We start from the raw sequence: 25,652 nt of genomic DNA, 5'->3' as shown, positions 1-25,652 counted from the left end.
GCGGATCTGTCCGGCTCAGCGGAGCCAGGGCAGGTCCGCGTTCGCGTCCTTGGGCTGCAGGCCCTCGGCGATCACCCGCATGATCTTCCCGAGCTGCTCGGTTTGTTCGGGGCCGAGCCGGTCGAACATCGCCTGGCGCACGGCGGCCACATGGCCGGGCGCGGTGCGCTCCAGGACGGCGAAGCCCTCGTCGGTGAGCGCCGCGAACTGGCCGCGCTTGTCGGAGGGGCAGTCCTCGCGCCGCACCCAGCCGTTCTTCTCCAGACGGGCGATCGCATGCGAGAGCCGGGACCGGGTGATCTTGGCGCCGATGGCCAGGTCGGTCATCCGCAGCCGCCGCCGGGGCGCCTCGGAGAGCTGGATGAGCAGGCCGTAGTAGATGTGCGGCATCCCGGCGTCACGCTGGAGCTGGCGGTCCAGGTGGTCTTCCAGGAGCGTGGTGGCATGGAGGTAGGCACGCCAGGTGGCCTGCTCGTCGTCGCTGAGCCAGCGCGGCTCCTCGGCGGGGGTGGTGGTCATGGAATCCACTGTACGGCCACTCCTTGAAAGTTGAACAAGATCCGGTTAATCTCGGCATAAGGGAAAACTTTAGAGTTCAAGTAGATACTGGGTCCAGTAGACAGGGAGTCCGCCATGACCGCCACCTCCGCGGTTGCCGCCGACGCCGTCGGCGCCTCCGGTTCCGGTGCGGGGCGGATGCCCGCCCTCTACCTCTCGCACGGCGCCCCGCCGCTCGCCGACGACCCCGTCTGGCCGGGCCAGCTGGCCGCCTGGTCGGCCGGCCTGCCCCGCCCCAGGGCGATCCTGATGGTCTCCGCCCACTGGGAGGAGGCCCCGCTCGCCCTCGGCGCCGTCGAGACGGTCCCGCTGGTGTACGACTTCTGGGGCTTCCCCGAGCGCTACTACCAGGTGCGGTACGCCGCTCCCGGCGCCCCCGAACTCGCCGACAGTGTACGGAAGTTGCTGCGCGGCGCAGGGACGCCGGTCCAGGACATCCCCGACCGCGGCCTCGACCACGGCGTGTACGTCCCGCTGGTGGAGATGTACCCGGACGCCGACGTCCCCGTCCTGCAGATCTCCATGCCCACGCTCGACCCCCGGAAGCTGATGGACATCGGGCGCAGGCTCGCGCCCCTGCGCGACGAGGGCGTCCTGATCGTCGGCAGTGGCTTCTTCACCCACAACCTGGCGGCGCTGCGCCATGCGGGTGGGGTGCCCGGCTGGTCGGCCGAGTTCGACGACTGGGGGGCGCGCGCCCTGGCCGCCGCCGATGTGGACGCCCTCCTCGACTTCGAGCACAAGTCCCCGGCGGGCCGCCTCGCACACCCGCGCACCGAGCACTTCGCCCCGCTGTTCGTGACCCTGGGCGCGTCGGAGGGCGAGCTGGGCGGGGTCCGCAGCGTCATCGAGGGCTTCTGGATGGGGCTGGCGAAGAGGTCGGTGCAGTTCGGCTGAGAGGGGTACCCGAGAATTCGGGCAGTTTGGACATCCTGAGCAACCAGAAGGCGGTGCGGGTCGTCTTCAGGGTGGGAGAGCGAAAACGGGGATGGGGCTCTTCCGAGGTGAAGGCAACTGTTTCGGGTGTGACGCCGGTCTCACTGGACGCCGGTCGCGGCCGGTGACGCGGAGTCCTGGTACGGGGCCTGACCTGCACCTCTGTACATTCCCGCGGCATCCGTCCGCCCCTGGTGGCGGCACAGGGTACTGCATGAGCAGGAAAATCGATGGGCGGGACGGGAATTCTGTCCGGATTCCAGCCGTTGTTTCCATCGGATGCAGGGCACCCGGGAGGGTGTCGCGACCTACACAGCAAGGGAGCACGCATGGCAACCCGCGCCGTCGCCCGTCGGACCGCCAGCAGCGGATCCGGGTCGGGACGCAGTGTTCGCGCCGTCACCGGGGAGATCGCCGACCGCGACCTGGTCGGGATGTACCTGGACGAGATCGCGCGCACCCCGCTGCTCGACGCCGCCAAGGAGGTCGAGCTCTCCCAGACCATCGAGGCGGGTGTGTACGCACACCAGATCCTCGTCGGAGAGGTGGAGAGCAAGGCGGGCGGTGCCTCTCACGAGGAGCTCGAAGCCCTGGTCGCCGCCGGTGACCGGGCCAAGGACCTCTTCATCCGCTCCAACCTCCGCCTCGTCGTCGCCGTCGCCCGGCGCTATCCGAGGGCGGGCCTGCCCCTGCTCGACCTGATCCAGGAGGGCAACGCGGGCCTGGTCCGCGCGGTGGAGAAGTTCGACTACGCCAAGGGCTTCAAGTTCTCGACGTACGCGACGTGGTGGATCCGCCAGGCCATCACGCGCTCGATAGCCGACCAGTCCCGCACCATCCGCCTCCCCGTCCACCTGGTGGAGGAGCTGGGCCGCATCCGCCGCGTCCAGCGCGAGTTCAACCGGGAGCACGGCCGGGAGCCGGAGGCGACCGAGGTGGCGGTGGAGCTGGGCTCCACGCCGGAGCGGGTCATCGACGTCCTGGACTGGGCGCGCGACCCGGTCTCGCTCAACATGCCGGTCGACGACCAGGGCGAGACCCAGTTCGGCGACCTCCTGGAGGACACCTCGGCGATCTCCCCCGAGCAGTCCGTGCTCACGCTGCTGCGCAGCGAGGAGCTCGACGACCTGATCGGCAAGCTCGACCAGCGCACCGCCTCGATCATCAAGATGCGGTACGGAATCGACGACGGCCGCGAGCGCACGCTGACGGAGGTCGGCAAGGAGCACGGTCTGACCCGCGAGCGCATCCGCCAGATCGAGAAGCACGCGCTGCTCGAACTGAAGAAGATGGCAAGGGACACGGGCTTCGACGCGGCGGCGTAAGCGCCGCTGCCGCCCCCCATGGACGAGCCCCCGGCACCCTCCCCCCCTGGTGCCGGGGGCTCCCCCTTGCCCGTGCCCGCTAGGCCGGCTGCGGCTCCGCCGCCCGGGTGAGCCGGCCGCCCAGCTTCGCCAGGTACTCCGTCAGGGCGACCGGCGACGCCACCGCGAACTCGCAGTCCAGCAGCGCCAGCCGGATCGCCACCCCCTCCAGCGACTCCGTGACCCGCGCCCGCACCCGGCACCGCGCCTCCCCGAGCGCCACCGGCGTGCCCATCGTGGGCGCGAGCCGCGCCGCCACGAAGTCGGCGGGCGCCTCGAACGTCACGTCCAGGTCCAGCTCGGGCTGCATCCGGGACAGCGACCGGCTCACGAACTCCGCCGCGTTCTGCGCGGGCAGCTCCCGGGGCGCGAACCGCGACCCCGTCGCGAACGGGGACTCCACCCGGTCGACCCGGAACGTACGCCAGTCCTCGCGCTCGATGTCGTACGCGACGAGGTACCACCGCCGCCCCGTCGACACCAGCCGGTACGGCTCGACCTGGCGGCGCGACTCGCTGCCGTCGCCCTTGCGGTAGTCGAACCGCAGCCGTTCCGTGCCGGTGACGGCCGACGCCATCACGGTCAGCGTGTGCGGGTCGACGGTCGCCCCGTCCCCCCGCCACGGCCCCACCAGCGGCATCGTCGCGGCCTGGAGGCTGGAGACCCGGTGCCGCAGCCGGGACGGCAGCACCTGCTCCAGCTTGGCCAGCGCCCGTACCGACGCCTCCTCCACTCCGTCGACCGCGTGCCCCGCGCCCGCCCGCAGCCCGACCGCGATGGCCACCGCCTCCTCGTCGTCGAGGACCAGCGGCGGCATCGCCTTCCCGGCCACCAGCCGGTACCCGCCGTCCGCGCCCAGCGTCGCCTGGACCGGGTAGCCGAGCTCGCGCAGCCGGTCGACGTCGCGGCGAACCGTGCGCCGCGAGACGCTGAGCCGCTCGGCGAGCTCGCCGCCGGGCCATTCGCGGGGCGTCTGGAGCAGGGACAGGAGCTGGAGCAGCCGAGCCGGGGTGTCCGTCATGAGATCCAGGATGCGGGAAAATTAGGACGCAGTCTGACCTACATAAGGTCTAACTTCTTTCCATGACCTCCACCACGACCAATCCCCCAGAAGCCGCGGGCCCCGGCACAGCGGCCGCCGCGAACGACCGCCGACGGTGGTTCGCCCTGGCCATCGTGATGACCGCGGCCTTCATGGACCTGGTCGACGTCACCATCGTCAACGTAGCGATTCCCTCGATCCAGAAGGACACCGGGGCGACCTTCGCCTCGATCCAGTGGATCACCGCGGGTTATGCCCTGGCCTTCGCCGCCGGTCTGATCACCGGTGGCCGCCTCGGCGACATCCACGGCCGCAAGCGGCTCTTCCTCATAGGCATGACCGGCTTCACCATCGCCTCGGCGCTCTGCGGCTTCGCGGCCAACCCGGAGATGCTGGTCGCATCCCGCATCCTGCAGGGCGGCATGGCCTCCCTGATGGTGCCTCAGGTGCTCTCGATCATCCACGCGACCTTCCCGGCGGAGGAGCGCGGCAAGGTGTTCGGCATGTTCGGCGCGGTCATCGGTCTGGGCGCGGTGTCCGGCCCGATCTTCGGCGCCCTGCTGACCGAGTGGAACCTGTTCGGTCTGGAGTGGCGGCCGATCTTCCTCATCAACCTGCCGGTCGGCATCGCGGGCCTGATCCTGGGCGCCAGGTTCATCTCCGAGTCCAAGGCGCCCAAGGCGCTCAAGCTCGACCTCGTGGGCGTCGCCCTGGTCACCCTCGGCCTGCTGATGCTGCTCTACCCGCTGACCCGCGGCCGTGAGCTGGGCTGGCCGCTGTGGGGCTACCTGTCGATGGCCGGCAGCCTCGTCGTCATCGGCGCGCTCGTGGTGTACGAGAGGTACAAGGCGGCCAAGGACGGCTCGCCGCTGGTGGAGCTGTCGCTGTTCCGTGTGAAGAGCTTCGCGGCGGGTATCGCGGTGCAGCTGACGTTCGGCATCGCGATGGGCATCTTCTTCCTGGTCTGGACGCTGTACATGCAGATCGGCCTGGGCTGGAGCGCGCTGCGCGCCGGTCTGACCGGTATCCCGTTCTCCATCGCCATGTCGGCCGCGGCGGGCATGTCCGTCCAGTCGCTGGTCCCGAAGTTCGGCCGCAAGGTGCTCCAGGCGGGCGCCCTGATCACCGCCGTCGGCTTCCTGGTCTACATCTGGGAGGTGCACCACTTCGGGATGGACATCGCCGCCTGGCAGATGGCACTGCCGCTGGTGGTGCTCGGCGTCGGCATGGGCCTGATCGTCGCGCCGCTCACCGACGCGGTCCTCTCCGAGGTCCCGCAGGAGCACGCGGGTTCGGCGTCCGGCCTGATCAACACGGTGCAGCAGATGGGCCAGGCGCTGGGCCTCGGCCTGGTCTCGGTGGTCTTCTTCGGCGCGATCGACGACCACCTCCAGCTCGCCGAGATCGGCCCGGCCTTCTCGGACGCCTTCCAGCGCTCGCTGTGGGTCGTGACGGCGGTCTGCATCGTGATCTTCGTCGGGATGTTCCTGCTCCCGGCCAAGCCGAAGCAGCACCTGGAGGGCGGTGCTGACGAGGCCCCGTCCGACGACGTCACCAAGGAGCCCGCGCTCACCCCGTGACGCGGCGCCGGTGACGGAAGGACGCCGGGCGCGGTGGAGAGACCTCCACCGCGCCCGGCGTCTTCGTCCTGCCTCAGGAGACCCGCGCCCGCCGCCTCATCGCGGCCCGCGCCGACGCCTCCGCCGCGTACACCTCGCACATGTGGCTGCCGTCCGGCGTCGCCGTGTGCTCGACCTCCCACAGGCTCAGCTCGACGCCGTCGAGGAGCAGGAACGCGTGCTCGTACAGGATGGCCGCGCCGCGTCCGGCCGCGCCGCCGGGGCCGCCCAGGGCCCGGGTGATGCGGTGGGCGAGGGCGCCGCGCAGCGAGCGGGCCACGCTCTCGCCGGGCCGGTCCGGGTTCTCGGCGCGGCGCAGCAGCCGCCGCGCGTGGTCGGCCGAGCCGTCCGCCTCGTACGTCCTGCTGGTCCCGGCCCGTTCCACCGGCGTCAGCCCGCTGAGGGTCTCCGGACCGGTCAGGCACGGGTCCAGGTCGTCCTCCGCGAACCCGGGCGCGAGGTCCGGCAGGACCCGCTCGCGCAGCCGGGCCGCGGCCACCAGAGCGCTCTCCTCGTCCGCGTACACCTCGTTGCCCCGGCCGTGCACGACCTCCCAGAGGGTGACCGTGGCGCCGTCGAGGAGGAGATAGGTGTGGCGGTAGGTCTCGCGGCTGAGCCGGGGGCGGCCGGGGCCGCCCGAGGCGTGCAGTGAGGAGTGCAGCGAAGTGGTGTGCGCGAGGGCCGAGTCGAGGTTCTCGACCAGTTCGTCCGGCAGGTCGAACGAGTTCAGCGCGCGGCCGAGCAGGCCGGCGAGGTGCTCCTCGGCCGTCTCGTGCTCGCACTCGTTGGGCACCAAGGCGTCTCCCCGCCGTAGCTGTTCGTCACGTAGAGGGTGCTCAACGTAGCCCTTGTGTGCGCTTCGCGCAGCGGGCATGGCCGAAACATTCTCATCGGCTTGGAACGGCCGTCGGCGGCGGGGGAGGCGGCCCGGGGCGGTGCGCCGGGCCGCGCTCCGACGGACGGTCAGCCGGCGCTGCCCGCCTGCCATTCCGTCCACGACATGTTCCAGCCGTTCAGGCCATTGTCGGGGGCGATCGTCTTGTCCGGCGAGCCCTTGACCGTCACCACGTCACCGATCAGCGAGTGATCGAAGAACCACTTGGCGGGGGTGTCCCCCTGGGCGCCCCGGACATCCCGGAGCCCCACACAGCCGTGGCTGGTTCCCGCGTTGCCGAACGGGTTGCCCTTGTACCAGTAGTTGCCGTGGAGGAAGGTCCCCGAGCTGGACAGGCGCATCGCGTGCGGCACGTCCTTGATGTCGTACTCGCCGCCGAAGTTGACCGTCGCGCCGTTCATCCGCGTCTCGGTGAACTTCTCCGAGATCACCATCTGCCCGTTGTACGTGGTGTGTTCGGCGCTGCCCGTCGAGACCGGGATCGTCTTCACGGTCCTGCCGTCCTGCTGCACGGTCATCGTCTGGGTCTTGGCGTCGACCGTGGAGACCTGGTTGCGACCGATGGTGAAGGTGACCGTCTTGGACTGCACGCCGTAGACGCCGCTCGCGCCCTGCACCCCGTCCAGGGCGATCTTCATCGTCACCTTGGACCCGGCCTTCCAGTAGTCCTGCGGCCGGAAGTCGAGGCGCTGGGTGCCGAACCAGTGGCCGGTCACCTGCTGGCCGCTGCTGGAGCTGACCGTGATGTGCGACTGGACGGCCTTCTTGTCGGTGATCGACTTGTCGAAGGTGAACGAGACCGGCATGCCGACGCCGACGGTCGCGCCGTTGTCCGGCGTGTAGGTGCCGATGAAGCTGTTCTTCGAAGTGACCGTGGTGAAGGCCGCGTTCTCGGTCGCGGGCCGCCCCTTGTCGTCCTTGCCGGTCGCCATGATCTTGTACTGGGTGCCGCGCTCCAGCTTCCCGGCGGGCTTCCAGGACAGCCCGTCGCCGGCGAGTGCGCCGGCCACCGCCTTGCCGGTCTGGGCCTCGGTCAGGGTCACCTGGCTGAGCCTGCCGCCCTGGGCGGTGACGGTGGTGCCGTTGATACTGGCGTTGGCCGAGCCGTCCTTCGCCGAGATGGTGATCTTCAGCGCGGAGGCCTCCTGGGCGGCGGCCGCGTCGCCGCCCTTGCCGTCGCCCTTGCCCTTGTCGGAGCCCGACGCGCTGCCGCCGCAGGCGGTCAGGGTCAGGGCGCCGAGCAGCAGCGCCGACGCGGCGGCGAACGTCCGGCGCCGGGTGCGCAGTTGCTGCGGGGTGCGGTACTGCGGCTGCGCGGCGGTGTCGGGCGAGGTCACGGGCTGCTCCATCTGTGCGGGCGTTACTCCAGTACGTGCACAGAGCACCCATATGGGCGCAATGGTTGCGGGCACGGCCTGTGACTCACGGCACATCGGGAGGGCCTCGGCGGCTCAACTCCCGTACAAGTCACGGTAAGACGGGAATGTCCCACCGGGCCCTTCCACCCCTTCGGCGGCGAGCACGGCCTCGGTGATCGCCCGGGCCACCGCGTCGGCGCCCGCCGCCAGCACGAAGTTGAGGTCGACCGCCGACAGCGGGTCGCCGCCGCCGGTGGCGAGGGCGAAGACGGTGTCGCCGTCGTGCATCAGATGCACCGGCCGGATCGCCCGGGCCAGACCGTCGTGCGAGGTGCCCGCGAGCTTCTGCGCCTGCGGCCCGGTGAGCGGCGCGTCGGTCGCGACGACCGCGAGCGTGGTGTTCAGGGGCGGCAGCCCGGAGGCGGCAAGGGTCTCGCCGAGCCGCTTCGAGGCCGCCTCGTGGACGTCCGGTTCGGGGTACGCGACGCGCCCCCGCAGCCCGTACAGCGCGCCGGTGTCCGGGTCGAACACCGACCCCACGGAGTTGACGACGACCAGTGCGCCCACGGTCGCGCCCGAGGGCAGCGTCACGCTCGCCGTGCCGACCCCGCCCTTGAGGCCGCCCGCGACCGCCCCGGTCCCGGCGCCGGCGTTGCCCTGGACGACCTCGGTGCCCGCCGCCTCGACGGCGGCCCGGCCGGTGGCCGCGTCCGGGCGGGCGCCCCAGTCGCCGCCGCGCCCGAGGTCGAAGAGGCAGGCGGCCGGGACGACCGGCACGACCTGGTGCGGCTCGGGCCCCACCCGCACGCCGCGCCCCCGCTCCTCCAGCCAGGCCATGACCCCGCCCGCCGCGTCGAGTCCGTACGCGCTGCCGCCCGTCAGCACCACCGCGTCGATCCGCTCGACGACGTTGCGCGGGTCGAGGGCGTCGGTCTCCCGGGTGCCGGGCCCGCCGCCGCGCACGTCGACGGCGGCGACGGCGCCGGGAGCCGGGGCGAGGACGACGGTCGTCCCGCTCAGGGCGCGCTCGCCGGGGACGCGGGCGTGCCCGACGAGGAAGCCGGGCACATCGGTGATCGATCCGGCGCTCTTCGACCGGGCCGTCTGATGATCAGTCATGACCCTCGACCCTACGGCCGCTCAGGGTCACGCCGACAGCCACCGTGGCGGCGGCCACCAGGCCGGCGGCGAGGACGGCGCCGTGCCCGGCGAACGTGCAGGCCAGGGTCGCCACCGCCGAGACGGGCAGGATCAGCTGCTGGGCGAGGGTCCGTTTGAAGTGGCGCGAGTGCAGGGCCCAAACGGTGATCATGAACAGCGCGGCCGGCACGGTGACGGCGGCCGAGGCCGCCGCCGTGGAGATGTGCGCCTTGCCGACCGCCTCCTCGACCGCCACCTCCATCCCGGCCCCGATGGCGGCGGCCGAGCCGAGGATGACGAAGTGGCCGTACCCCCAGGCGAACGCCTGGCTGTTCGAGGTGAGGTGCCCGGCGATCGGCACGGCGAAGTAGATCCACCAGGCGGCGAAGACGATCAGCAGCCCGCCGCCCGCCAGCGGCAGCAGCTCGCCCAGCGCCTCGTGCTCGTCCAGCGCCTCCTGTACGGCGACGGTGGCGGCGGCGACCGTCTCGCCGAGCACGATCAGGGTGAACAGGCCGTACCGCTCGGCGATGTGGTGCGGGTGCCAGGTGCTCTGGGTGGTGCGCTCGGCGAGCACGGGTACGGACAGCTCGGCGGCGGCCAGCACCACGAACACCCAGGAGCGGGCGGTGCCGGCCGGCACGAAGAGCATCCCGATCCAGCCGAGCTGGCACACGGCGAGCCCGGCGGCGTACAGCAGCGCCATCCGCCGCTCGGCCGGGTCCGCCGCGTTGCGCGCTGCCCGCAGCCACTGGCTGGTCAGGGCGAGCCGCATCACGATGTAGCCGACGACGCAGACGGTGAAGTCGCTGTCGTCGAAGGCGCGCGGCACACCGGCGGCGAGGATGAGGACGCCGGTGATCTGTACGAGGGTGACGACCCGGTAGAGCACGTCGTCGCTGTCGTACGCCGAGGCGAACCAGGTGAAGTTCATCCAGGCCCACCAGATGGCGAAGAAGACGGCCAGATAGCCGACCAGTCCGGTGCCGAGGTGCCCCTCGGCGAGCGAGTGGACGAGCCGGGAGCCGGCCTGGGCGACGGCGACGACGAAACAGAGGTCGAAGAAGAGTTCCAGGGGCGTCGCCGCCCGGTGTTCCTCGTGGCGGCTGCGTGCGGTCATGCGGGGCATGGGGGACAGGAGACCAGACGGCCCGGGTCCTCGGGCGGCAACCGCGGCCGCCCGGCGGGTTGACTCACGTCTCCTGAGCCGGGGTCGTCGGCCGGACGCCCGGACGGCTGACTTACGCCTCCCACGCACCGGGACCAAGGGCGGGCCGGCCCATGACATTGGCCTCTCACGTCACTCTCCCCCCGGGCGGAGCCTTGAGGTGTCAGGACTCGTCTCAACCCCCTGGGATGCACCATGAGTTCCGCCCTGCAAGAACGGCAGACGACGAGCGCGCCCAAGGCGCCGGCGTACGACCCGTCGTCGCGCGAGGCCAAGTGGCAGGCGCTCGGCACACCCTTCACCCTGCACGACACGCCGTCCCCGTCCCCGTCCCCGGAGGAGGTCGCCGCCGCCCGTGCGGTCTTCGCCGCCCACGGTCTGCGCGCGGTCTGACGATTGCTCGGCGCCGCCTGGTGCCGTCGGCTGCCATCTGACTGAAGGCTTCACCCCGCCGCCCCCAAAACAGGTGATAAACGGTCAGATACACCTACGGTGGCCGGGTGACCGAGCCTCCCGCAGCGAAGCCCGCCGTCGCGCTGCGCGCGACCGCCGCCGGTACCGCCGTCTCCCTCCTGCTGATCCTCGCCATCGTCTTCGGCAGCCGACGGCTGAAGGACTTCGACTCCGCCCTCCTGCCGTACGCCTGCGCCACCGTCTTCCTCGCCTTCGGCGTCGCCTACCGCTACACCGTCTGGCTCTCCTCCCCGGGCGCCCGCCGCCTCTTCAGACAGGGCTGGCGCAGCCTGTTCTCCGTCGCCAACTTCCGCCGGGCGCCGACCGCCCTGCCCAAGATGGCCGCCACCTACCTCGGCCTCCAGAAGTTCCTGGGCGCCCGCTCGCACGCCCGCTGGGCCGCCCACCAGCTGATCTTCTGGGGCTGTCTGCTGGCCGCCGCGATCACCTTCCCCCTCACCTGGGGCTGGTTCACCTTCACCTCGTCGACCGGTTCCGGACCCGGTTACGAGATGCGGATCTGGGGCGTGAAGGTCCTCGGCTTCGACTCGCTGAACGTCCTCGGCTGGCTGATGTTCCACGGCCTGGACGTCGCCGCCGTCCTGGTCATCCCCGGCGCCTCGTACTTCCTGTGGCGCCGGATGAAGGACCGCGGCGCGATCACCGGCCAGCGGTTCGCCTACGACCTGGTCCCGCTGATCCTCCTGATCGTCATCTCCGTGACCGGCCTCCTCCTCACCTTCTCGTCGATCTTCCTGCACGGCGGGGGCTACGAGTTCCTGGCGGTGCTGCACATGGTGTCGGTGGTGCTGACCCTGATCTACATCCCGTTCGGGAAGTTCTTCCACATCGTCCAGCGGCCGGCCGCCGTCGGGATGCAGCTGTTCAAGTACACCGCCCGCCAGGACGAGCAGGTCTTCCACTGCCGCCGCTGCGGCCAGCCCGTCGACACCGCCCCCTACGTCGAGAACCTGCGGGGGACCATGCGCGACCTGGACCTCGGCTTCGACGCCTGGGCCGAGTACTGCCCGCGCTGCAAGCGGGTGCTGCGCGGCACCGCCTACCTCGCGCACGTCAAGAAGGGCTACAAGTGAACCGGCTCCCGCTGGACCCCTCCCTCGCCCCGCCCGGCACCCGCAACTTCCGTGACGCGGGCGGCATCCCGGCCGACCAGTGGCGCGCCGACCAGGACGGCGAGACGCTCGTCCCCACCCACTGCTGCTTCTGCGGAGTGCAGTGCGGGATGTATCTCCGCGTCGACAAGGGCGGCAAGGTCTTCGGCGTCGAACCCCGCAACCACGACATCAACCGGATGCGCCTGTGCCCCAAGGGCATCAACGCGTACCAGCAGATCAACCACCCCGACCGGCTCACCGCCCCACTGCTGCGCCGCTCCCGCGACGAGCCCTTCCGGGAGGTCTCCTGGGAGGAGGCGCTGGACCACACGGCCGACGAGATCCGCCGTATCCAGGCCGCCCACGGCAACGACGCCTTCGGGCTGCTCGGCGGGGCCAGCCTCTTCTCCGAGAAGACCTATCTGGTCGGCAAGTTCGCCCGCGTCGCGCTCAAGTCGCGGCACGTCGACTACAACGGCCGGCTGTGCATGGTCTCCGCGGCCGGCGCCAACAAGCTCGCCTTCGGCATCGACCGGGCCGCCAACCCCTTCTCCGACATCCTCCTCACCGACTGCCTGCTCATCGCCGGGTCCAACGTCGGCGAGTGCTTCCCCGTCATGACCCAGTACGTATGGGGAGCGCGCGACCGGGGCGCCTCGCTGATCGTGATCGACCCGCGCGAGACGGCGATCGCCCGCACCGCCGACATCCACGTCGCCCTCAAGCCCGGCACCGACTCGGCGTTCTTCAACGCGCTCCTCCACGTCGTCATCAAGGAGGAGCTCGACGACGAGGCGTACATCGGCGCCCACACCACGGGCTGGGAGGAGGTCCGCGACAAGGCCGCCGAGTATCCCCCCGAGCGGGCCGCCGAGATCTGCGGGGTCCCGGCCTCCCAGATCGTCGAGGTGGCCCGCACCTTCGCCCGCGCCCCGAAAGCCATGGCCTGGCACGCCCGGGGCATCGAGCACCACTCGCAGGGCGTCGAGAACTGCCTCTCCGTGATCAACCTCTGCGTGGCCACCGGCAACCTCGGCAAGCCCGGCGCCGGCTACGGCACCATCACCGGTCAGGGCAACGGCCAGGGCGGCCGCGAGCACGGCCAGAAGGCCGACCTGCTGCCCGGCGGGCGCTCCATCATGAACGCCGAGCACCGCCGGCAGATCTGCGAGATCTGGGGCATCGAGGAGTCCGAACTCCCGCCCGCCGGAACCTCGATGATGGAGATGGTCCATCAGATGCGCCGCCAGGAGATCCGCGGTCTGATCGGCATCTGCAACAACCCCTTCGTCTCGCTCCCGAACTACTCGACCGTCAAGGACGGCTACGACACCCTCGAATTCCACGCCCAATTCGACTTCTTCCTCTCCGAGACCGCGGCCAACGCGCACGTGGTCTTCCCCGTCACCACCTGGGCCGAGGACGAAGGCGTGATGGCCAACGCCGAGGCCCGGGTCGTCAAGCACAACAAGGCCCAGGAGCCACCCGCCGGGGTCCGCACCGACACCTGGGTGATCTGCCAGCTCGCCCAGCGCCTGGGCGCGGGCGACAAGTTCGCCTTCCCCGGCTCCCGCGAGGTGTTCGACGAGCTGCGCGTCGCCTCCGCCGGAACGGTCAACGACTACTACGGCATCACCTACGAACGCCTGGAGGAGACCGGCGGGATCGCCTGGCCCTGCCCCTCCACCGACCACCCCGGCACTCCCCGCCTCTTCGAGGACGGGCGGACCTCGCACCCCGACGGCAAGGTCCATATGCAGGTCGTCGAATGGCACCCGCCGATGGACCCGTACGACGACGAGCACCCCCTCTCCCTCACCACCGGCCGGACCGTGGCGCATTTCCTCTCCGGCAACCAGACGCGCAGGCTCGGCGCCCTCGTCGAGCAGACTCCGCGCCCCTGGGTGGAGATCCACCCCTCGCACGGCTTCCGCAACGGCGACCCGGTCCGCGTCGTCACCCGGCGCGGCAGCGCGGTCTTCCCCGCACTGGTCACCGAGGCGATCCGCCCCGACACCGTCTTCATCCCGTACCACTGGCCGGTTCCCACCGCCGCCAACGCGCTGACCATCGACGCTCTCGACCCCCGTTCCAAGATTCCCGAGTACAAGGTCTGCGCCTGCCGCATCGAGGCCGGTGACCGGGTCGCCGAGGTCCCCGCGCCCCCGACCGCGCCCGGCCACGTGGCCTATCCGGCGGCCCAGGTCTCCCGCACCGACCCCCTGCCGCCCACGTCCCCACAGGGGCGCGGCACCGCCGAGAGGAGCTGACGCCCGCCATGATGGGCAGAACGATCTTCATCGACCCCGGGCGGTGCATCGGCTGCCAGGCCTGTGTCTCGGCCTGCCGCGAGTGCGATTCGCACCGGGGCAAATCCATGATCCATCTCGACTACCCCGACGAGGGGCACTCGGTCGCCTCCCTTCCCACGGTCTGTATGCACTGCGAGGACCCGGTCGCCCCCTGTGCCGAGGTGTGTCCCGCCGACGCGATCCTGGTGACCGCCGACGGCGTGGTGCAGCAGGCCGACACCTCCCGGTGCATCGGCTGCGCCAACTGCGTCAACGCCTGCCCCTTCGGCGTACCGAAGATCGACCTCCAGGCGAAGCTGCAGATGAAGTGCAACCTCTGCTACGACCGCACCGCCTACGGCCTCGCCCCCATGTGCGCCACGGTCTGCCCCACCGGCGCCCTCTTCTACGGAACCCTCGAAGAGCTCCGCGCCGAACGCCCCGGCGTCCAGGTCGCCGACTCCTTCACGTTCGGCGATGTCGTCGTGTCCACCGGAGTGGCGATGGTCGTCCCCGCGGACAAGGTCCAGTGGCCGGTCCCCGGCGGCCTCCCGATCGTCGAGGTGAACGGAAGGACGGTCCGATGAGCACGACCGAACAGCCCCCGGCGGCCGGTGACCCGAGCGGTCCCGGGCGTCCCGGGGGTCCTGGAGGGACCGGTGTGACTGGTGGGCCCGGCGCCCCCGGCGAGGACGGACCGGGCCCCGCCCCCTGGCCCGACCCCGCTCAGGAGGCGTTGCGCGACCGCGTCGCCGCCGACTCGCTCACCACCCGCCGCGACTACCTGCGGATCGTCACCACCGTCTCCGGCGGGCTCGCCGTCGGCGCGGTCGCCGTCGCCGGAGGAGTGCTCCACCGGCACGGGGACAGCGCGGACGCCCCCAAGGCCAAGCGCGTCGCCGACCGGCTCCGCCCCGGCGAGTCCATCGCCTTCCGCTTCCCCGGCGAGGACGACCGGGCGGTCGGCGTCCGCCTCAAGGACGGCACCCTCGTCGGCTACTCCGCCGTCTGTACGCATCTGGCCTGCGCGGTGCTGTGGCGTGAGGACCGGGGCAACGACGGCGAGCTGTACTGCCCCTGCCACGAAGGTGTCTTCGACGGCCGCACCGGTGAGGTGACCGCCGGACCGCCACCCCGCCCGTTGCCGAAGGTGCTCCTCGTGGAGGAGATCGACGGCAGCGTCTGGGCGGTGGCCACCACCCGCTCCGGCGAGAGCGTCAAGGCCGCCATGTGCCGGCAGTTCGGTGAGCAGCGCCCGGACATGGCGGCCCGGATCGGCTGCCCCGGAACGCGGACCCAGACCGAGAGGAGCGAGCGGACATGAGCGCCGACACCGGCCCGGGCGGGAGCGGCGACGCCACGGTGCCCGCCCCGCCCCCGTACACCCCCGGCAGCACCCAGCCCCGTCTCAACCGTCCCGTACGGGACCGGTACCCCCAGATCCGCGCCACCAGCGGATACGGCGATCCCCGGATCCGCCGCACCGGCCCCGGCCCGGGCGCGGGCACCGAGCAGGAGCCGGAGCGGTCCTCGAAGCTGACGGCCCGCCTCGCCCTGGCGATCACCGTGGTCGTCGGCCAGCTCTGGGGGCTGTCGGTGATCGTCGACGAGTGGATGAAGGGCCACACCGGAACCGCCTGGTGGGGCACGGGATTCCTCGGCCTGTCGTTCCTCGTGGTCCTCGGCCTCTGGCTGCTCGACCCGAAGGACCGCTGACGGGGAGGACGGCTGACGGGAGCGGGGGCGGGAGCGCGGGCGCGGGACGGAGTGCGGGCGGGGGAGGGGGCGCGGGCGAGCCCCGAAGCCGTCGCGACGTCGGGCGTCGGCGCGTCGGCCGACGCCTCGCCGTACCCTGGAGGTATGAGTACCGCCCCCGCCCCCGGACCGCGCGAAGCGAAGCCCGCGTCCGACCAGAAGCCCAGGCCCGCGCTGGTCTTCGACGATCCGCTGGACCAGCAGTCCTCGGACGACACGGACCGCGGGTGGGGTGAGCGGGCCCCCGCCACCGGCAGCACGGCCGATCTCGCGCGCTTCCTCGACGAGAAGCCGCCCCACCACATCTGACGGCGGCCCCGCCCCGTCCGGGATCCGTGCGCTACGGCGCGCTGTGCCCCGAGCCGCGCTGGGAGACCAGGGCGTCGCGGATCTCCTTCAGTACCTCCAGCTCGCTGACCTCCAGGGTCTCCTGGACGCCTTCCTTGGCCCTGTCCCGCTGGGCCCGCTTGGCCAGGTACTTGGCCATCGGCAGGACCATCAGGAAGTACACGACGCCCGCCGTGATGAGGAAGCTCAGCACCGCGCTGAGGACCAGGCCCCACATGATCGGGATGCCGGAGACCGCTTCGCCCGTCTTGGGGTCGATCCCGCAGGGACCCTTCAGGCATGAGCTGTAGCTGTTCAGATCCTTCGTCCCGAACGCGCCGACCAGCGGGTTGATGACGCCCTTCACGACCGAGTTCACAACGCTGGTGAACGCGGCGCCGATGACCACCGCGACGGCCAGGTCGATCACATTGCCGCGCAGTAGGAAGGCCTTGAAGCCCACCAGTAGGCCGTCGCTCTTCTTCTCGTCGGTCACGAGTGAGCCTCTCTTCGCAGGTGCAGGGGGTGGAGCAAACCGTTCCGCAACCTACGTCAGCGCATGGTCGCGCTGTCCAATCCGCGTACGCAAACAGGTGACTTGACAGGAAGTCAGTGCGATTCGGCAAAGGTCACCACCAGTCGGGAGGTCGCGCCGGCACCCGCGAGCGTCGTCGCGGTGGCGCGGGGGACGGACAGGACGACCAGGGCTCCCTCGTCGGAGGAGGGCCCGCGCGGCCGGGGCACGTCGGTCACCCGCGCACCCGAGGTCACCAGGTGCGCCGCGCCGGCGCCGCCGGAGGGCGAGTCGGGCGCCGCGATCACATCGACCCGGTCGCCGGGCCGCAGCAGCCGCACGGTCTCCGCGTCCGCGATCCGGACCGGCGCGGACACCACGTCGACGGCCTCGCGGGCGGGCGGGGGTGCCGCGTTCCGCTGCTGGGCGCCCGCCGTCGTCGCCGCGACGGCGCCGGGGTCCGCCGGCCCCGGATCCGTACGCCCCGGGGCCCGGGCGCCCACCGCCGCGAGCGCGGCCGCCGCCACCGCCAGCCCGGCCGCCATCGCGCGCCGCCTGCGCCGTACCGCACGCCGCAGCCGGTGCCGGCTCCCGCGCACCCGCAGCGGGGGGAAGACGGGGACGCCGATCGGCTCGGGGGCCGGGGAAGGCAGGGGAGAGGGGGCGGGGGAAGGAGCCGAGGAGGGCAGGGGAGAGGACCAGGACATGGTGGTCACCACCGATCGTGAGGAGCGGTTGCTGCTCGAACGCTCCCTACGATCCCCGCCCCGCCAACTTCCCGCCGAGCCCTGTGGATTACTCCCCGGTTGTGGAAAACTCCGTCACCCGCCCGGGCAGATGGGGCCGAGGGCCGTCGGTTGTGGACAACTCCGCCGCCTGGCAGGGGAAATGAGGCTGCGACCCCGACCGCAGCGCCCCGAATGAGGCGTCTCGACCGCAGCGCCTCGACCGCAGTGCCCCGTCCGCAGCGCCCCGACCTCGGCGCCTGGACCACACCCCCCCACGCCAGCCCTACGGCAGCCGGATCCCCGTGTCCAACCCGTCCAGCGCCCGCGTGCACAGGCAGTCGCGGTCGCCCGACGGTAGGCCCGCCACCGCGTCGAAGAGCACCGAGCGGAGTCGGTCCACATTGGCCGCGAAGACCCGCAGCACCTCCTCGTGGGAGACGCCCTCGCCGGTCTCCGCGCCCGCGTCCAGGTCGGTGACCAGGGTCATCGTCGTGTAGCAGAGCCCCAGTTCGCGGGCGAGCACCGCCTCGGGGTGCCCGGTCATACCCACCACTGACCAGCCCATCGCCGCGTGCCACTGCGACTCCGCGCGCGTGGAGAAGCGCGGGCCCTCTATGACCACCAGCGTGCCGCCGTCCACCGGCTCCCAGTCCCGTCCGCGCGCGGCCGCGAGCGCGACCTTGCGGCCCTCGGGGCAGTACGGGTCGGCCAGCGCCACGTGCACGACGTTCGGGACCGAGCCGTCGGGCAGCGGGTAGCCGTCGTAGTACGTCTGGACGCGCGACTTCGTACGGTCCACCAGCTGGTCCGGTACGAGCAGCGTGCCCGGTCCGTACTCGGGCCGCAGCCCGCCCACCGCGCACGGGCCGAGCACCTGGCGCACACCCACCGAGCGCAGGGCCCACAGGTTGGCGCGGTAGTTGATGCGGTGCGGCGGGAGGTGGTGGCCGCGGCCGTGCCGGGGCAGGAAGGCGACCCGGCGCCCGGCGATCTCGCCCAGGAACAGGGAGTCGCTGGGGCTGCCGTACGGGGTGTCGACCTGGATCTCGGTCACGTCCTCCAGGAACGAGTAGAAGCCCGAGCCGCCGATGACGCCGATCTCTGCGGTGGTCGTGCGCGCGTTGGTCATGCGCAGCACCCTAGCCGGGGCGGTCGGCGGCCCATACGGGTGCGGGCATGCCGAAGACCCCGCCGTCGAGGACGGCGGGGTCCGGCTGTGTCCGGGGTGTACGGCCGGGTCAGGCGGCCGACGACGAGCTGGTGGAGCTCGACGACGAGGAGGACGTCGAGGGGGCCGGCTTCGAGTCGGAGCTCGACGACGTCGACGGCTTGGCCGCCGAGGACGCGGGCGTGCTGCTCGACGAGGCGCCACGGCTGTCGTTGCGGTAGAAGCCGGAGCCCTTGAAGACGATGCCGACGGCCGAGAACACCTTCTTGAGGCGTCCGTCGCAGCTCGGGCAGACGGTCAGGGCGTCATCGGTGAACTTCTGCACCGCCTCAAGGCCTTCGCCGCACTCGGTGCACTGGTACTGGTAGGTCGGCACTTGTCTTCCTCCTGGCACTCTCACTCGATGAGTGCTAACGACGGTCCATAGTGACGTATTCCGCTGGATCAGTCCACCGTCACGGGAACTCGGTGACCGACGCCACTACGGGCGACGGTCCGTCCCGAGGAGCGCGGCGCGAGTCGCGAGCGCAGTGAGAGCAGTGTGATCAGGGCCAGCGCGGTGCCCGCCATGGGCACCAGGAAGCCCGCGCTGGAGCCGTGGGTGTCGGCCAGCCGGCCGGCCACGGTGACCGCTCCGGCCTGGCCCAGCGCCACCGCGCCGGTCAGCCAGGTGAAGGCCTCGGTCCGGGCGGAGGCCGGGACCAGCGACTCGACCAGCGTGTAGCCGGTGATCAGCGCCGGGGCGATGCAGAGGCCGACGATCAGCCCGAGGCCGCCGAGCAGCACCGCGGAGTGCATGGCCCACAGGCCCGAGGCGGCCAGGGTCAGGCCGGTGTATCCGGCGATCAGCCGCGTCCGGGGAGCGGACTTCCAGGCGATGGCGCCGCACGCGATGCCCGCCAGCATGTTGCCCGCGGCGAAGATCCCGTACAGCAGGCCGTTGGCGCCGGGGTTGCCGATCTCCTCGGAGAACGCGGTCAGCGAGACCTGCATCCCGCCGAAGACGGCGCCGATGCCGAGGAAGGACACGGCCAGGACCCGTACGCCGGGGATGGAGAGCGCGGAGACGTGCTCCACGCGCGCGTGGCCGTCGGCGCGGCTGGGCTGCGGCTGGGTGCGGTGCTGGGAGGCGAAGAACAGGCCGCCGACCAGGGTCAGCGCGGCTTCGGTGATCAGTCCGGCCGCCGGGTGGACGCCGGTGCACAGCGCGGTCGCGAGCACCGGGCCGATGACGAAGGTGAACTCGTCGGTCACCGACTCGAAGGCCGCGGCCGTCGACATCAGGGGCGAGCCGTCGAGCTTGGCGGCCCAGCGGGCCCGGACCATCGGCCCGATCTGCGGCACCGAGGCGCCGGTCGGGACGGCGGCCACGAAGAGCGCCCACAAGGGGGCGCCGGCCAGCGCCAGCGCGATCAGTACGGAGCCCGAGGCGGAGTGCACGAGGACGCCGGGCAGCAGGACGGCACGCTGGCCGAAGCGGTCGGCGAGCTTGCCGCTCTGGGGCGCGAAGAGGGCCATGGCGACGCCGGTGACGGCGGCCACGGCACCGGCGCTGCCGTACGAGCCGGTGGTGTGCTGGACGAGGAGCACGATGCTGATGGTGAGCATCGCGAAGGGCTGCCGGGCGGCGAAGCCGGGCAGGAGGAACGTGAGTGCGCCGGGAGTGCGCAGGAGCTGCCCGTAGCCCGGGCGACGCTCGGAAGTGACCGTGGATGCCACGGCCCTTGCCTTTCTGCCGCCTGGTAGCGCGCCCCTGGTACGGGTGAGTACGGGCGTTGCCGAGAGCTGTCCTCTTGCGCGGAACTGCGGTAGATGCCGGGGCTCACTGCGAGAGCCTCCGACCGCCATACGGTCGCGCCAGCTCTGCGTCAGGCAGAGTTGGTCGATCAGTGGTGTGCCTTCATGCTACAGGGGGATCCGGCTCCGCGCCTGTGAAAGCGCACGGATGACCGAGATCACACCTGTGATTAACCGGATCTTCTTCCGGTAGTTCCCTGATTCGATGGACGCGGGACGACGCTTGGCGGCCCTGGCGGCCCTGGCGGCCCTGGCGGCCCTCGCGCTAACGGCGCGGGCCCGTGCCGCCCGTCCCCAGCCATCCGGCCAGCTTTCCGCCCTGGCCGACCGCGCGCAGCCGGGCCTCGGCCGCGTCCCGTACCGGATCCGTCGCCACCACGAGCAGCTCGTCGCCGCGCCGCAGCACGGTCGTCGGCCCCGGCACGAAGCTCTTCCCGTCCCGTACGACCAGGGTGACCGCCGCCCCCGGCGGCAGGCGCAGCTCGTGCACCTCGACGCCGTGCATCCGCGACTCGGGCGGGATCGCCACCGACAGCAGATGGCCGCGCAGCCGTTCCAGGGGCGCCGACTCGATGCCCAGGTCGGCGGCCGTCTCGGCGTCCGAGATCCGCAGCTTGCGGGCGAGCCAGGGCAGCGTCGGGCCCTGGACGAGGGTGTAGACGACGACCAGGACGAAGACGATGTTGAAGACGCGCTCGCTGCCGTCGATCCCGGAGACCATCGGGATCGTGGCCAGGATGATGGGCACGGCGCCGCGCAGCCCCGCCCAGGACATCAGGGCCTTCTCCTGCCAGGGCATCCTGAACGGCGCCAGGCTGAGCAGCACCGCCAGGGGCCGGGCCACCATCGTCAGGACCAGGCCGATGATCACGGCGGTCCAGAAGTCGTCGGGCAGCTCGTGCGGGGTGACCAGCAGGCCGAGCAGGACGAACATGCCGATCTGGGCGATCCAGCCGAGGCCGTCCGCGAAGCCCCGGGTGGCGGGCCAGTGCGGCAGTTTGGCGTTGCCGAGGACCATCGAGGCCAGATAGACGGCGAGGAAGCCGGAGCCGTGGGCCATGGCGCCCGCCGCGTACGCGGTGACGGCGATCGCCATCACGGCGATCGGGTAGAGGCCGGACGCGGGCAGCGCCACGTGCCGCAGGCCCCAGGAACCGAGCCAGCCGACCGCGAGCCCGATCCCGGCGCCGATCGCCAGCTCAAGGGCGATCTTGCCGGCGAGCAGGTACCAGGAGTCCACCGGGCCCGGCGTGGAGAAGGCGACGACCAGGATGACGACCGGGGCGTCGTTGAAGCCCGACTCGGCCTCCAGGACGCCGGTGATCCGGGACGGCAGCGGGACCCTGCGCAGGACGGAGAAGACGGCCGCGGCGTCCGTCGAGGACACCACCGCGCCGATGATCAGTGACTGCCGCCATTCGAGCCCGACCAGATAGTGCGCACCGGCCGCGGTGACCCCCACGCTCACCGCTACACCGACGATCGACAGCACGACCGCCGCCGGCAGCGCCGGGCGGATCTCTTTCCACTTGGTGCCCAGACCGCCCTCGGCCAGGATCACCACCAGGGCGGCATAGCCGATGACCTGGGTCATCTCGGCGTTGTCGAACTGGACGTCGAAGATTCCGTCCTGCCCTATCGCGATCCCGATGCCGAGATACAGGAGCAGGCTGGGGAGCCCGCTGCGGGAGGAGACGCGCACCGCCGCGACGGCGATGAGCAGGACGAGCGAGCAGATGAGCAGGAGCTCGTTGAGATGGTGGACAGTCAGTGGCCGATCCTTCCCCTCACGCGCCGTCAGGCGCCCTCACGCACGGGTGCCGGAACGTTCCTCCGGCCACCGGTACTTCGTTACCTTACCTAATCTTTGACGAGTTCTTTACGCACAACTGTGTCAGTTGGGCGGGCTGACGCTCATAAAAGACACCGCGTCCGGGGCTGTCAGTCGCTGCGCCTATGGTTGCTCCAGCACTAGGACCACCCTGCCCCTCGAAGGACAGCGATGCCCTCCAACACAACCGCCCCTTCCGCCAAGACGAAGGTCAGGAAGAAGGGACGCCGCGCCCGCCTGATGCTGATCGTCCTGGTGCTGGCGCTCGTCGCGGGTGTCGGATACGGCGCGTACTGGGGCGTCAGTACCGTGCGCGCCTCCTTCCCGCAGACCACGGGGTCGATCCAGCTCAAGGGCCTCACCGGCAACTCGGTGGAGGTCAAGCGCGATGACTACGGGGTGCCGCAGGTCTACGCGGACAACGACACCGACCTCTTCATGGCCCAGGGCTTCGTCCAGGCCCAGGACCGCTTCTGGGAGATGGACGTCCGCCGCCACATGACCTCCGGCCGGCTGTCGGAGATGTTCGGCAAGGACCAGGTCGAGACCGACGCCTTCCTGCGCACTCTCGGCTGGCGCAAGGTCGCTCAGCAGGAGTACGACACCAAGCTGTCACCGCAGACGAAGAAGTACCTCCAGGCGTACGCCGCCGGTGTCAACGCCTACCTGGAGGGCAAGGGCCCCAAGGACATCTCCGTCGAGTACGCGGCGCTGGACTTCGTCCACGACTACAAGGTCGAGAAGTGGACGCCGGTCGACTCCGTGGCCTGGCTCAAGGCGATGGCCTGGGACCTGCGCGGCAACATGCAGGACGAGATCGACCGGTCCCTGATGGCCAGCCGGCTCACCCCCAAGCAGATCAAGGATCTGTACCCGCCGTACCCGACGGCCACCCACCGGCCGATCGTCGACGAGGGCTCGGTCAACAAGATCACCGGGAAGTACGACCAGAACCGCGCGCCGAACACCGGCACCGGGGCGGGGTCGTCGATCCAGGGGGCGACGCAGGGCGCGCAGGCGCAGCTGGCGCGGCTCTCCGACAGCCTCGACAAGATCCCGGCGCTGCTCGGCCCCAACGGCAGCGGCATCGGCTCCAACTCCTGGGTCGTCGCCGGCAAGTACACGACGACCGGTATGCCGCTGCTCGCCAACGACCCGCATCTGGCGCCGATGATGCCGTCGCTCTGGTACCAGATGGGTCTGCACTGCCGCACGGTCTCCGCGAGCTGCGGCTACGACGTGGCGGGCTACACGTTCTCCGGCATGCCCGGCGTGATCATCGGCCACAACCAGGACGTCTCCTGGGGGTTCACCAACCTCGGCGCCGACGTGACCGACCTGTACCTGGAGAAGATCGCTCCCGGCGGCACCTACCTGGTCGACAACCAGCAGAAGCCCCTCGTCACGCGCGAGGAGGTCATCAAGGTCGCGGGCGGCAAGAGCAAGACGATCACCGTGCGCGAGACCAACAACGGCCCGCTGGTCTCCGACCGTGACGACGAGCTGGAGAAGGTCGGCAAGAAGGCCCCCGTGGCCACCTCCGCCCCGGACCGGGGCGAGGGGTACGCGGTGGCCCTGAGGTGGACCGCCCTGGAGCCCGGCAAGTCCATGGACGCCGTCTTCGAGCTGGACCGCGCCAAGGACTTCAAGTCCTTCCGGGCGGCCGCCAAGGACTTCGAGGTCCCCTCGCAGAACCTGATCTACGCCGACACCAAGGGCCACATCGGCTACCAGGCGCCGGGCAGGATCCCGGTGCGGGCCAAGGGCTTCGACGGCACCGTGCCCGCCCCCGGCTGGGACTCGAAGTACAACTGGCAGAAGTACATCCCCTTCGAGCAGCTGCCGTACGAGCTCGACCCGAAGCGCGGCTACATCGTCACCGCCAACCAGGCCGTGATCGACGAGAAGAAGTACCCGTACCTGCTGACCAAGGACTGGGGCTACGGCACCCGCAGCCAGCGGATCAACGACCTCATCGAGTCGAAGACCAAGGACGGCGGCAAGGTCTCCACCGAGGACATGCAGAAGATGCAGATGGACAACAGCAGCGAGATCGCCGCGCTGCTGACGCCCGCGCTGCTGAAGGTCGACGTCTCCGACCCGTCCGTACGGGAGGCGCAGAAGCTGCTCGAAGGCTGGGACTACACCCAGGAGGCGGACTCCGGGGCGGCCGCCTACTTCAACGCGGTGTGGCGCAACGTCCTGAAGCTGGCCTTCGGGAACAAGCTCCCGAAGGAGCTGAGGGTCAAGGGCGAGTGCCTGAACGTGCGCCCGCCGGAGGGCTCCGGCCCGGTGGACGACCTCAACGGGCTGGTGCGCGAGTGCGGCCAGCGCGACGCGGACTCGGCGCAGCCCGACGGCGGCGACCGCTGGTTCGAGGTGGTCCGCCGGATCTTCAACGATGAGAAGAACACCTGGTGGCAGACGCCCAAGAGCCGTCTGGACCCAGCCACCACCACCCGGGACCAGCTGCTGGCGCGCGCGATGAAGGACGCCCGCTGGGAGCTGACGGCCAAGCTGGGCAAGGACGTCACCACCTGGAGCTGGGGCCGGCTGCACCAGCTGATGCTGAAGAACCAGACCCTCGGCACCGACGGCCCCGGCATCGTCCAGTACCTCCTCAACCGCGGCCCGTGGAACCTGGGCGGCGGCGAGGCGGCGGTCAACGCGACGGGCTGGAACGCGGGAGGCGGCGACTACTCGGTGACCTGGGTGCCGTCGATGCGGATGGTGGTGAACCTGAAGGACTTCGACAAGTCGAAGTGGATCAACCTCACCGGGGCGTCCGGCCACGCCTACAGCGCGCACTACTCGGACCAGACCGGGAAGTGGGCCAAGGGCGAGCAGCTGGACTGGTCCTTCAGCTCCAGGGCGGTCGGCGCGTCGACGGTCGACACGCTGACGCTCACGAAGTGAGCTGAGGCTCAGGCCGTGAAGCGGGTCACGCCCTGCGGGGTGATCACCGCGTGAACGGGGTGGTCGTGCGGTTCCTCCGGGACCCGGGCGACCACCTCGTTCGCGTAGAGGAGCACTACGCGCGCGGGGTGGTGGCCCGCCGCGGCGATCCGGGCGAGCACCCGGTCGTACGAGCCGCCGCCCCGGCCCAGGCGCATCCCGCGCGCGTCGACGGCGAGGCCGGGCAGCAGCACGGTGTCGGCGCCGAGGACGGCGTCGGGGCCGAGGCGGGGTCCCGACGGCTCCAGGAGCCCCCGCCCGGCCGGTTCGAGCCGGTCTGCGCCCTCGTACTCCGCCCAGTCCAGGTCATTGTCCGATTGCAGTACGGGCAGCAGGACGCGGACACCCCGCGCGCGCAGCGCGTCGAGGAGCGCTCGCGTGCCCGGCTCGCGCCCCACCGAGACGTACGCGGCGACGGTGCCGGCCGCCGCGAGCTCGGGAAGTCCGAGCGCCCGCCGGGCCAGCGCCTCGGCCGCCCGGCGGACGTCGTCCTCCGTCAGGAGGCGCCGGGCGCCCAGGAGTTCCCCGCGCAAGAGGGCCTTTTCGGATGCACCATCACTCACAGTGTTTTCACAATCCCCTCAAATGCCTGTTTATGAGAGCGAATTAACCGGAGGATAATCTTCCGCCCATACGCA

24 protein-coding genes are annotated in these 25,652 nt (G+C 71.1%); 11 read left to right on the top strand and 13 right to left on the bottom strand.

Going from position 1 to position 25,652, the window contains the following annotated elements:
* Positions 1-15: 15 nt before the first annotated feature.
* Positions 16-519 carry a MarR family winged helix-turn-helix transcriptional regulator gene (locus OG965_RS18715; RefSeq protein ID WP_371653225.1) on the bottom strand — a complete coding sequence of 168 codons (504 nt, stop codon included), beginning with the start codon at positions 517-519 and terminating at the stop codon, positions 16-18.
* A gap of 177 nt (positions 520-696) precedes the next feature.
* Here OG965_RS18715 and OG965_RS18710 point away from each other — a divergent pair, with 177 nt between their 5' ends.
* Complete coding sequence (locus OG965_RS18710; protein WP_371656982.1) at positions 697-1,455, top strand: dioxygenase; 759 nt, start codon at positions 697-699, stop codon at positions 1,453-1,455.
* A gap of 368 nt (positions 1,456-1,823) precedes the next feature.
* Entirely contained in the window at positions 1,824-2,819 is a 996-nt protein-coding gene (locus OG965_RS18705; RefSeq protein ID WP_371653224.1) for an RNA polymerase sigma factor RpoD/SigA, read from the top strand.
* Between the two features lie 79 nt (positions 2,820-2,898).
* On the opposite strand, the gene OG965_RS18700 is transcribed toward OG965_RS18705, so the two are convergent.
* A complete protein-coding gene (locus OG965_RS18700; RefSeq protein ID WP_371653223.1) occupies positions 2,899-3,879 on the bottom strand; it encodes a helix-turn-helix transcriptional regulator in 981 nt (326 codons plus the stop codon).
* Between the two features lie 62 nt (positions 3,880-3,941).
* On the opposite strand from OG965_RS18700, the gene OG965_RS18695 reads away from it, so the two are divergent.
* Positions 3,942-5,480, top strand: a complete 1,539-nt coding sequence (locus OG965_RS18695) for an MFS transporter (protein ID WP_371653222.1) — start codon at positions 3,942-3,944, stop codon at positions 5,478-5,480.
* 73 nt (positions 5,481-5,553) lie between these two features.
* Here the strand turns inward: OG965_RS18695 and OG965_RS18690 are convergent, their stop codons facing one another.
* The 4 genes from OG965_RS18690 to OG965_RS18675 all read right to left on the bottom strand — a co-directional run bounded on the left by OG965_RS18690 (position 5,554) and on the right by OG965_RS18675 (position 10,032).
* Positions 5,554-6,315, bottom strand: a complete 762-nt coding sequence (locus tag OG965_RS18690; protein WP_371653221.1) for a DUF6227 family protein — start codon at positions 6,313-6,315, stop codon at positions 5,554-5,556.
* A 167-nt stretch (positions 6,316-6,482) separates the two neighbouring features.
* Positions 6,483-7,763 (bottom strand): Ig-like domain-containing protein, encoded by a 1,281-nt coding sequence (locus OG965_RS18685; protein WP_371653220.1) that lies wholly within the window; start codon positions 7,761-7,763, stop codon positions 6,483-6,485.
* Between the two features lie 102 nt (positions 7,764-7,865).
* Positions 7,866-8,891, bottom strand: a complete 1,026-nt coding sequence (locus OG965_RS18680; RefSeq protein WP_371653219.1) for a P1 family peptidase — start codon at positions 8,889-8,891, stop codon at positions 7,866-7,868.
* Positions 8,884-10,032, bottom strand: coding sequence for a low temperature requirement protein A (locus OG965_RS18675; RefSeq protein ID WP_371653218.1), 1,149 nt, complete (start codon positions 10,030-10,032; stop codon positions 8,884-8,886). The genes OG965_RS18680 and OG965_RS18675 overlap by 8 nt, the downstream gene beginning before the upstream one ends.
* A 243-nt stretch (positions 10,033-10,275) precedes the next feature.
* Between OG965_RS18675 and OG965_RS18670 the strand changes: the two genes are divergently transcribed.
* The 7 genes from OG965_RS18670 to OG965_RS18640 all read left to right on the top strand — a co-directional run bounded on the left by OG965_RS18670 (position 10,276) and on the right by OG965_RS18640 (position 16,003).
* The gene (locus OG965_RS18670; protein ID WP_371653217.1) at positions 10,276-10,473 is read left to right on the top strand and encodes a hypothetical protein; all 198 of its coding nucleotides are present in this window, start codon (positions 10,276-10,278) and stop codon (positions 10,471-10,473) included.
* 107 nt (positions 10,474-10,580) lie between these two features.
* The gene (locus tag OG965_RS18665; protein WP_371653216.1) at positions 10,581-11,627 is read left to right on the top strand and encodes an MFS transporter; all 1,047 of its coding nucleotides are present in this window, start codon (positions 10,581-10,583) and stop codon (positions 11,625-11,627) included.
* Positions 11,624-13,918, top strand: a complete 2,295-nt coding sequence (locus OG965_RS18660) for a molybdopterin oxidoreductase family protein (RefSeq protein WP_371653215.1) — start codon at positions 11,624-11,626, stop codon at positions 13,916-13,918. Before OG965_RS18665 ends, OG965_RS18660 begins: the two co-directional genes overlap by 4 nt.
* 8 nt (positions 13,919-13,926) lie before the next feature.
* On the top strand, positions 13,927-14,526 hold the full coding sequence (locus OG965_RS18655; protein WP_371653214.1) for a 4Fe-4S dicluster domain-containing protein: 600 nt from the start codon (positions 13,927-13,929) through the stop codon (positions 14,524-14,526).
* A complete protein-coding gene (locus tag OG965_RS18650; protein WP_371653213.1) occupies positions 14,523-15,263 on the top strand; it encodes a ubiquinol-cytochrome c reductase iron-sulfur subunit in 741 nt (246 codons plus the stop codon). The genes OG965_RS18655 and OG965_RS18650 overlap by 4 nt, the downstream gene beginning before the upstream one ends.
* A complete protein-coding gene (locus OG965_RS18645; RefSeq protein WP_371653212.1) occupies positions 15,260-15,655 on the top strand; it encodes a hypothetical protein in 396 nt (131 codons plus the stop codon). Before OG965_RS18650 ends, OG965_RS18645 begins: the two co-directional genes overlap by 4 nt.
* Positions 15,656-15,799: 144 nt before the next feature.
* Positions 15,800-16,003 carry a hypothetical protein gene (locus tag OG965_RS18640; protein WP_371653211.1) on the top strand — a complete coding sequence of 68 codons (204 nt, stop codon included), beginning with the start codon at positions 15,800-15,802 and terminating at the stop codon, positions 16,001-16,003.
* A 31-nt stretch (positions 16,004-16,034) separates the two neighbouring features.
* On the opposite strand, the gene OG965_RS18635 is transcribed toward OG965_RS18640, so the two are convergent.
* The 6 genes from OG965_RS18635 to OG965_RS18610 form a co-directional block, all read right to left on the bottom strand.
* Positions 16,035-16,517: an MscL family protein gene (locus tag OG965_RS18635; RefSeq protein WP_371653210.1), complete on the bottom strand. Its 483-nt coding sequence runs from the start codon at positions 16,515-16,517 to the stop codon at positions 16,035-16,037.
* 113 nt (positions 16,518-16,630) lie between these two features.
* The gene (locus tag OG965_RS18630) at positions 16,631-17,242 is read right to left on the bottom strand and encodes a hypothetical protein (RefSeq protein ID WP_371653209.1); all 612 of its coding nucleotides are present in this window, start codon (positions 17,240-17,242) and stop codon (positions 16,631-16,633) included.
* A 304-nt stretch (positions 17,243-17,546) separates the two neighbouring features.
* Complete coding sequence (locus OG965_RS18625; protein WP_371653208.1) at positions 17,547-18,392, bottom strand: S-methyl-5'-thioadenosine phosphorylase; 846 nt, start codon at positions 18,390-18,392, stop codon at positions 17,547-17,549.
* A 109-nt stretch (positions 18,393-18,501) separates the two neighbouring features.
* Positions 18,502-18,807: an FmdB family zinc ribbon protein gene (locus OG965_RS18620; protein ID WP_371653207.1), complete on the bottom strand. Its 306-nt coding sequence runs from the start codon at positions 18,805-18,807 to the stop codon at positions 18,502-18,504.
* A 68-nt stretch (positions 18,808-18,875) separates the two neighbouring features.
* Positions 18,876-20,150, bottom strand: a complete 1,275-nt coding sequence (locus OG965_RS18615; protein WP_371653206.1) for an MFS transporter — start codon at positions 20,148-20,150, stop codon at positions 18,876-18,878.
* Between the two features lie 343 nt (positions 20,151-20,493).
* On the bottom strand, positions 20,494-22,029 hold the full coding sequence (locus OG965_RS18610; protein ID WP_371656981.1) for a potassium/proton antiporter: 1,536 nt from the start codon (positions 22,027-22,029) through the stop codon (positions 20,494-20,496).
* A gap of 201 nt (positions 22,030-22,230) precedes the next feature.
* On the opposite strand from OG965_RS18610, the gene OG965_RS18605 reads away from it, so the two are divergent.
* Entirely contained in the window at positions 22,231-24,975 is a 2,745-nt protein-coding gene (locus OG965_RS18605; protein WP_371653205.1) for a penicillin acylase family protein, read from the top strand.
* 8 nt (positions 24,976-24,983) lie between these two features.
* Here the strand turns inward: OG965_RS18605 and OG965_RS18600 are convergent, their stop codons facing one another.
* Positions 24,984-25,547 carry a 5-formyltetrahydrofolate cyclo-ligase gene (locus tag OG965_RS18600; RefSeq protein ID WP_371653204.1) on the bottom strand — a complete coding sequence of 188 codons (564 nt, stop codon included), beginning with the start codon at positions 25,545-25,547 and terminating at the stop codon, positions 24,984-24,986.
* Positions 25,548-25,652: the final 105 nt, after the last annotated feature.

The organism is Streptomyces sp. NBC_00224 (assembly GCF_041435195.1).
Classification (GTDB): Bacteria; Actinomycetota; Actinomycetes; order Streptomycetales; family Streptomycetaceae; genus Streptomyces.
This window is presented reverse-complemented; position numbering and strand designations above follow the sequence as displayed.

Coding starts and splice junctions, on each gene's coding strand:
- OG965_RS18715 (WP_371653225.1), bottom strand. CDS start 519: ATGACCACCACCCCCGCCGAGGAGCCGCGCTGGCTCAGCGACGACGAG.
- OG965_RS18710 (WP_371656982.1), top strand. CDS start 697: ATGCCCGCCCTCTACCTCTCGCACGGCGCCCCGCCGCTCGCCGACGAC.
- OG965_RS18705 (WP_371653224.1), top strand. CDS start 1,824: ATGGCAACCCGCGCCGTCGCCCGTCGGACCGCCAGCAGCGGATCCGGG.
- OG965_RS18700 (WP_371653223.1), bottom strand. CDS start 3,879: ATGACGGACACCCCGGCTCGGCTGCTCCAGCTCCTGTCCCTGCTCCAG.
- OG965_RS18695 (WP_371653222.1), top strand. CDS start 3,942: ATGACCTCCACCACGACCAATCCCCCAGAAGCCGCGGGCCCCGGCACA.
- OG965_RS18685 (WP_371653220.1), bottom strand. CDS start 7,763: ATGGAGCAGCCCGTGACCTCGCCCGACACCGCCGCGCAGCCGCAGTAC.
- OG965_RS18680 (WP_371653219.1), bottom strand. CDS start 8,891: ATGACTGATCATCAGACGGCCCGGTCGAAGAGCGCCGGATCGATCACC.
- OG965_RS18675 (WP_371653218.1), bottom strand. CDS start 10,032: ATGACCGCACGCAGCCGCCACGAGGAACACCGGGCGGCGACGCCCCTG.
- OG965_RS18670 (WP_371653217.1), top strand. CDS start 10,276: ATGAGTTCCGCCCTGCAAGAACGGCAGACGACGAGCGCGCCCAAGGCG.
- OG965_RS18655 (WP_371653214.1), top strand. CDS start 13,927: ATGATGGGCAGAACGATCTTCATCGACCCCGGGCGGTGCATCGGCTGC.
- OG965_RS18650 (WP_371653213.1), top strand. CDS start 14,523: ATGAGCACGACCGAACAGCCCCCGGCGGCCGGTGACCCGAGCGGTCCC.
- OG965_RS18645 (WP_371653212.1), top strand. CDS start 15,260: ATGAGCGCCGACACCGGCCCGGGCGGGAGCGGCGACGCCACGGTGCCC.
- OG965_RS18640 (WP_371653211.1), top strand. CDS start 15,800: ATGAGTACCGCCCCCGCCCCCGGACCGCGCGAAGCGAAGCCCGCGTCC.
- OG965_RS18630 (WP_371653209.1), bottom strand. CDS start 17,242: ATGTCCTGGTCCTCTCCCCTGCCCTCCTCGGCTCCTTCCCCCGCCCCC.
- OG965_RS18625 (WP_371653208.1), bottom strand. CDS start 18,392: ATGACCAACGCGCGCACGACCACCGCAGAGATCGGCGTCATCGGCGGC.
- OG965_RS18605 (WP_371653205.1), top strand. CDS start 22,231: ATGCCCTCCAACACAACCGCCCCTTCCGCCAAGACGAAGGTCAGGAAG.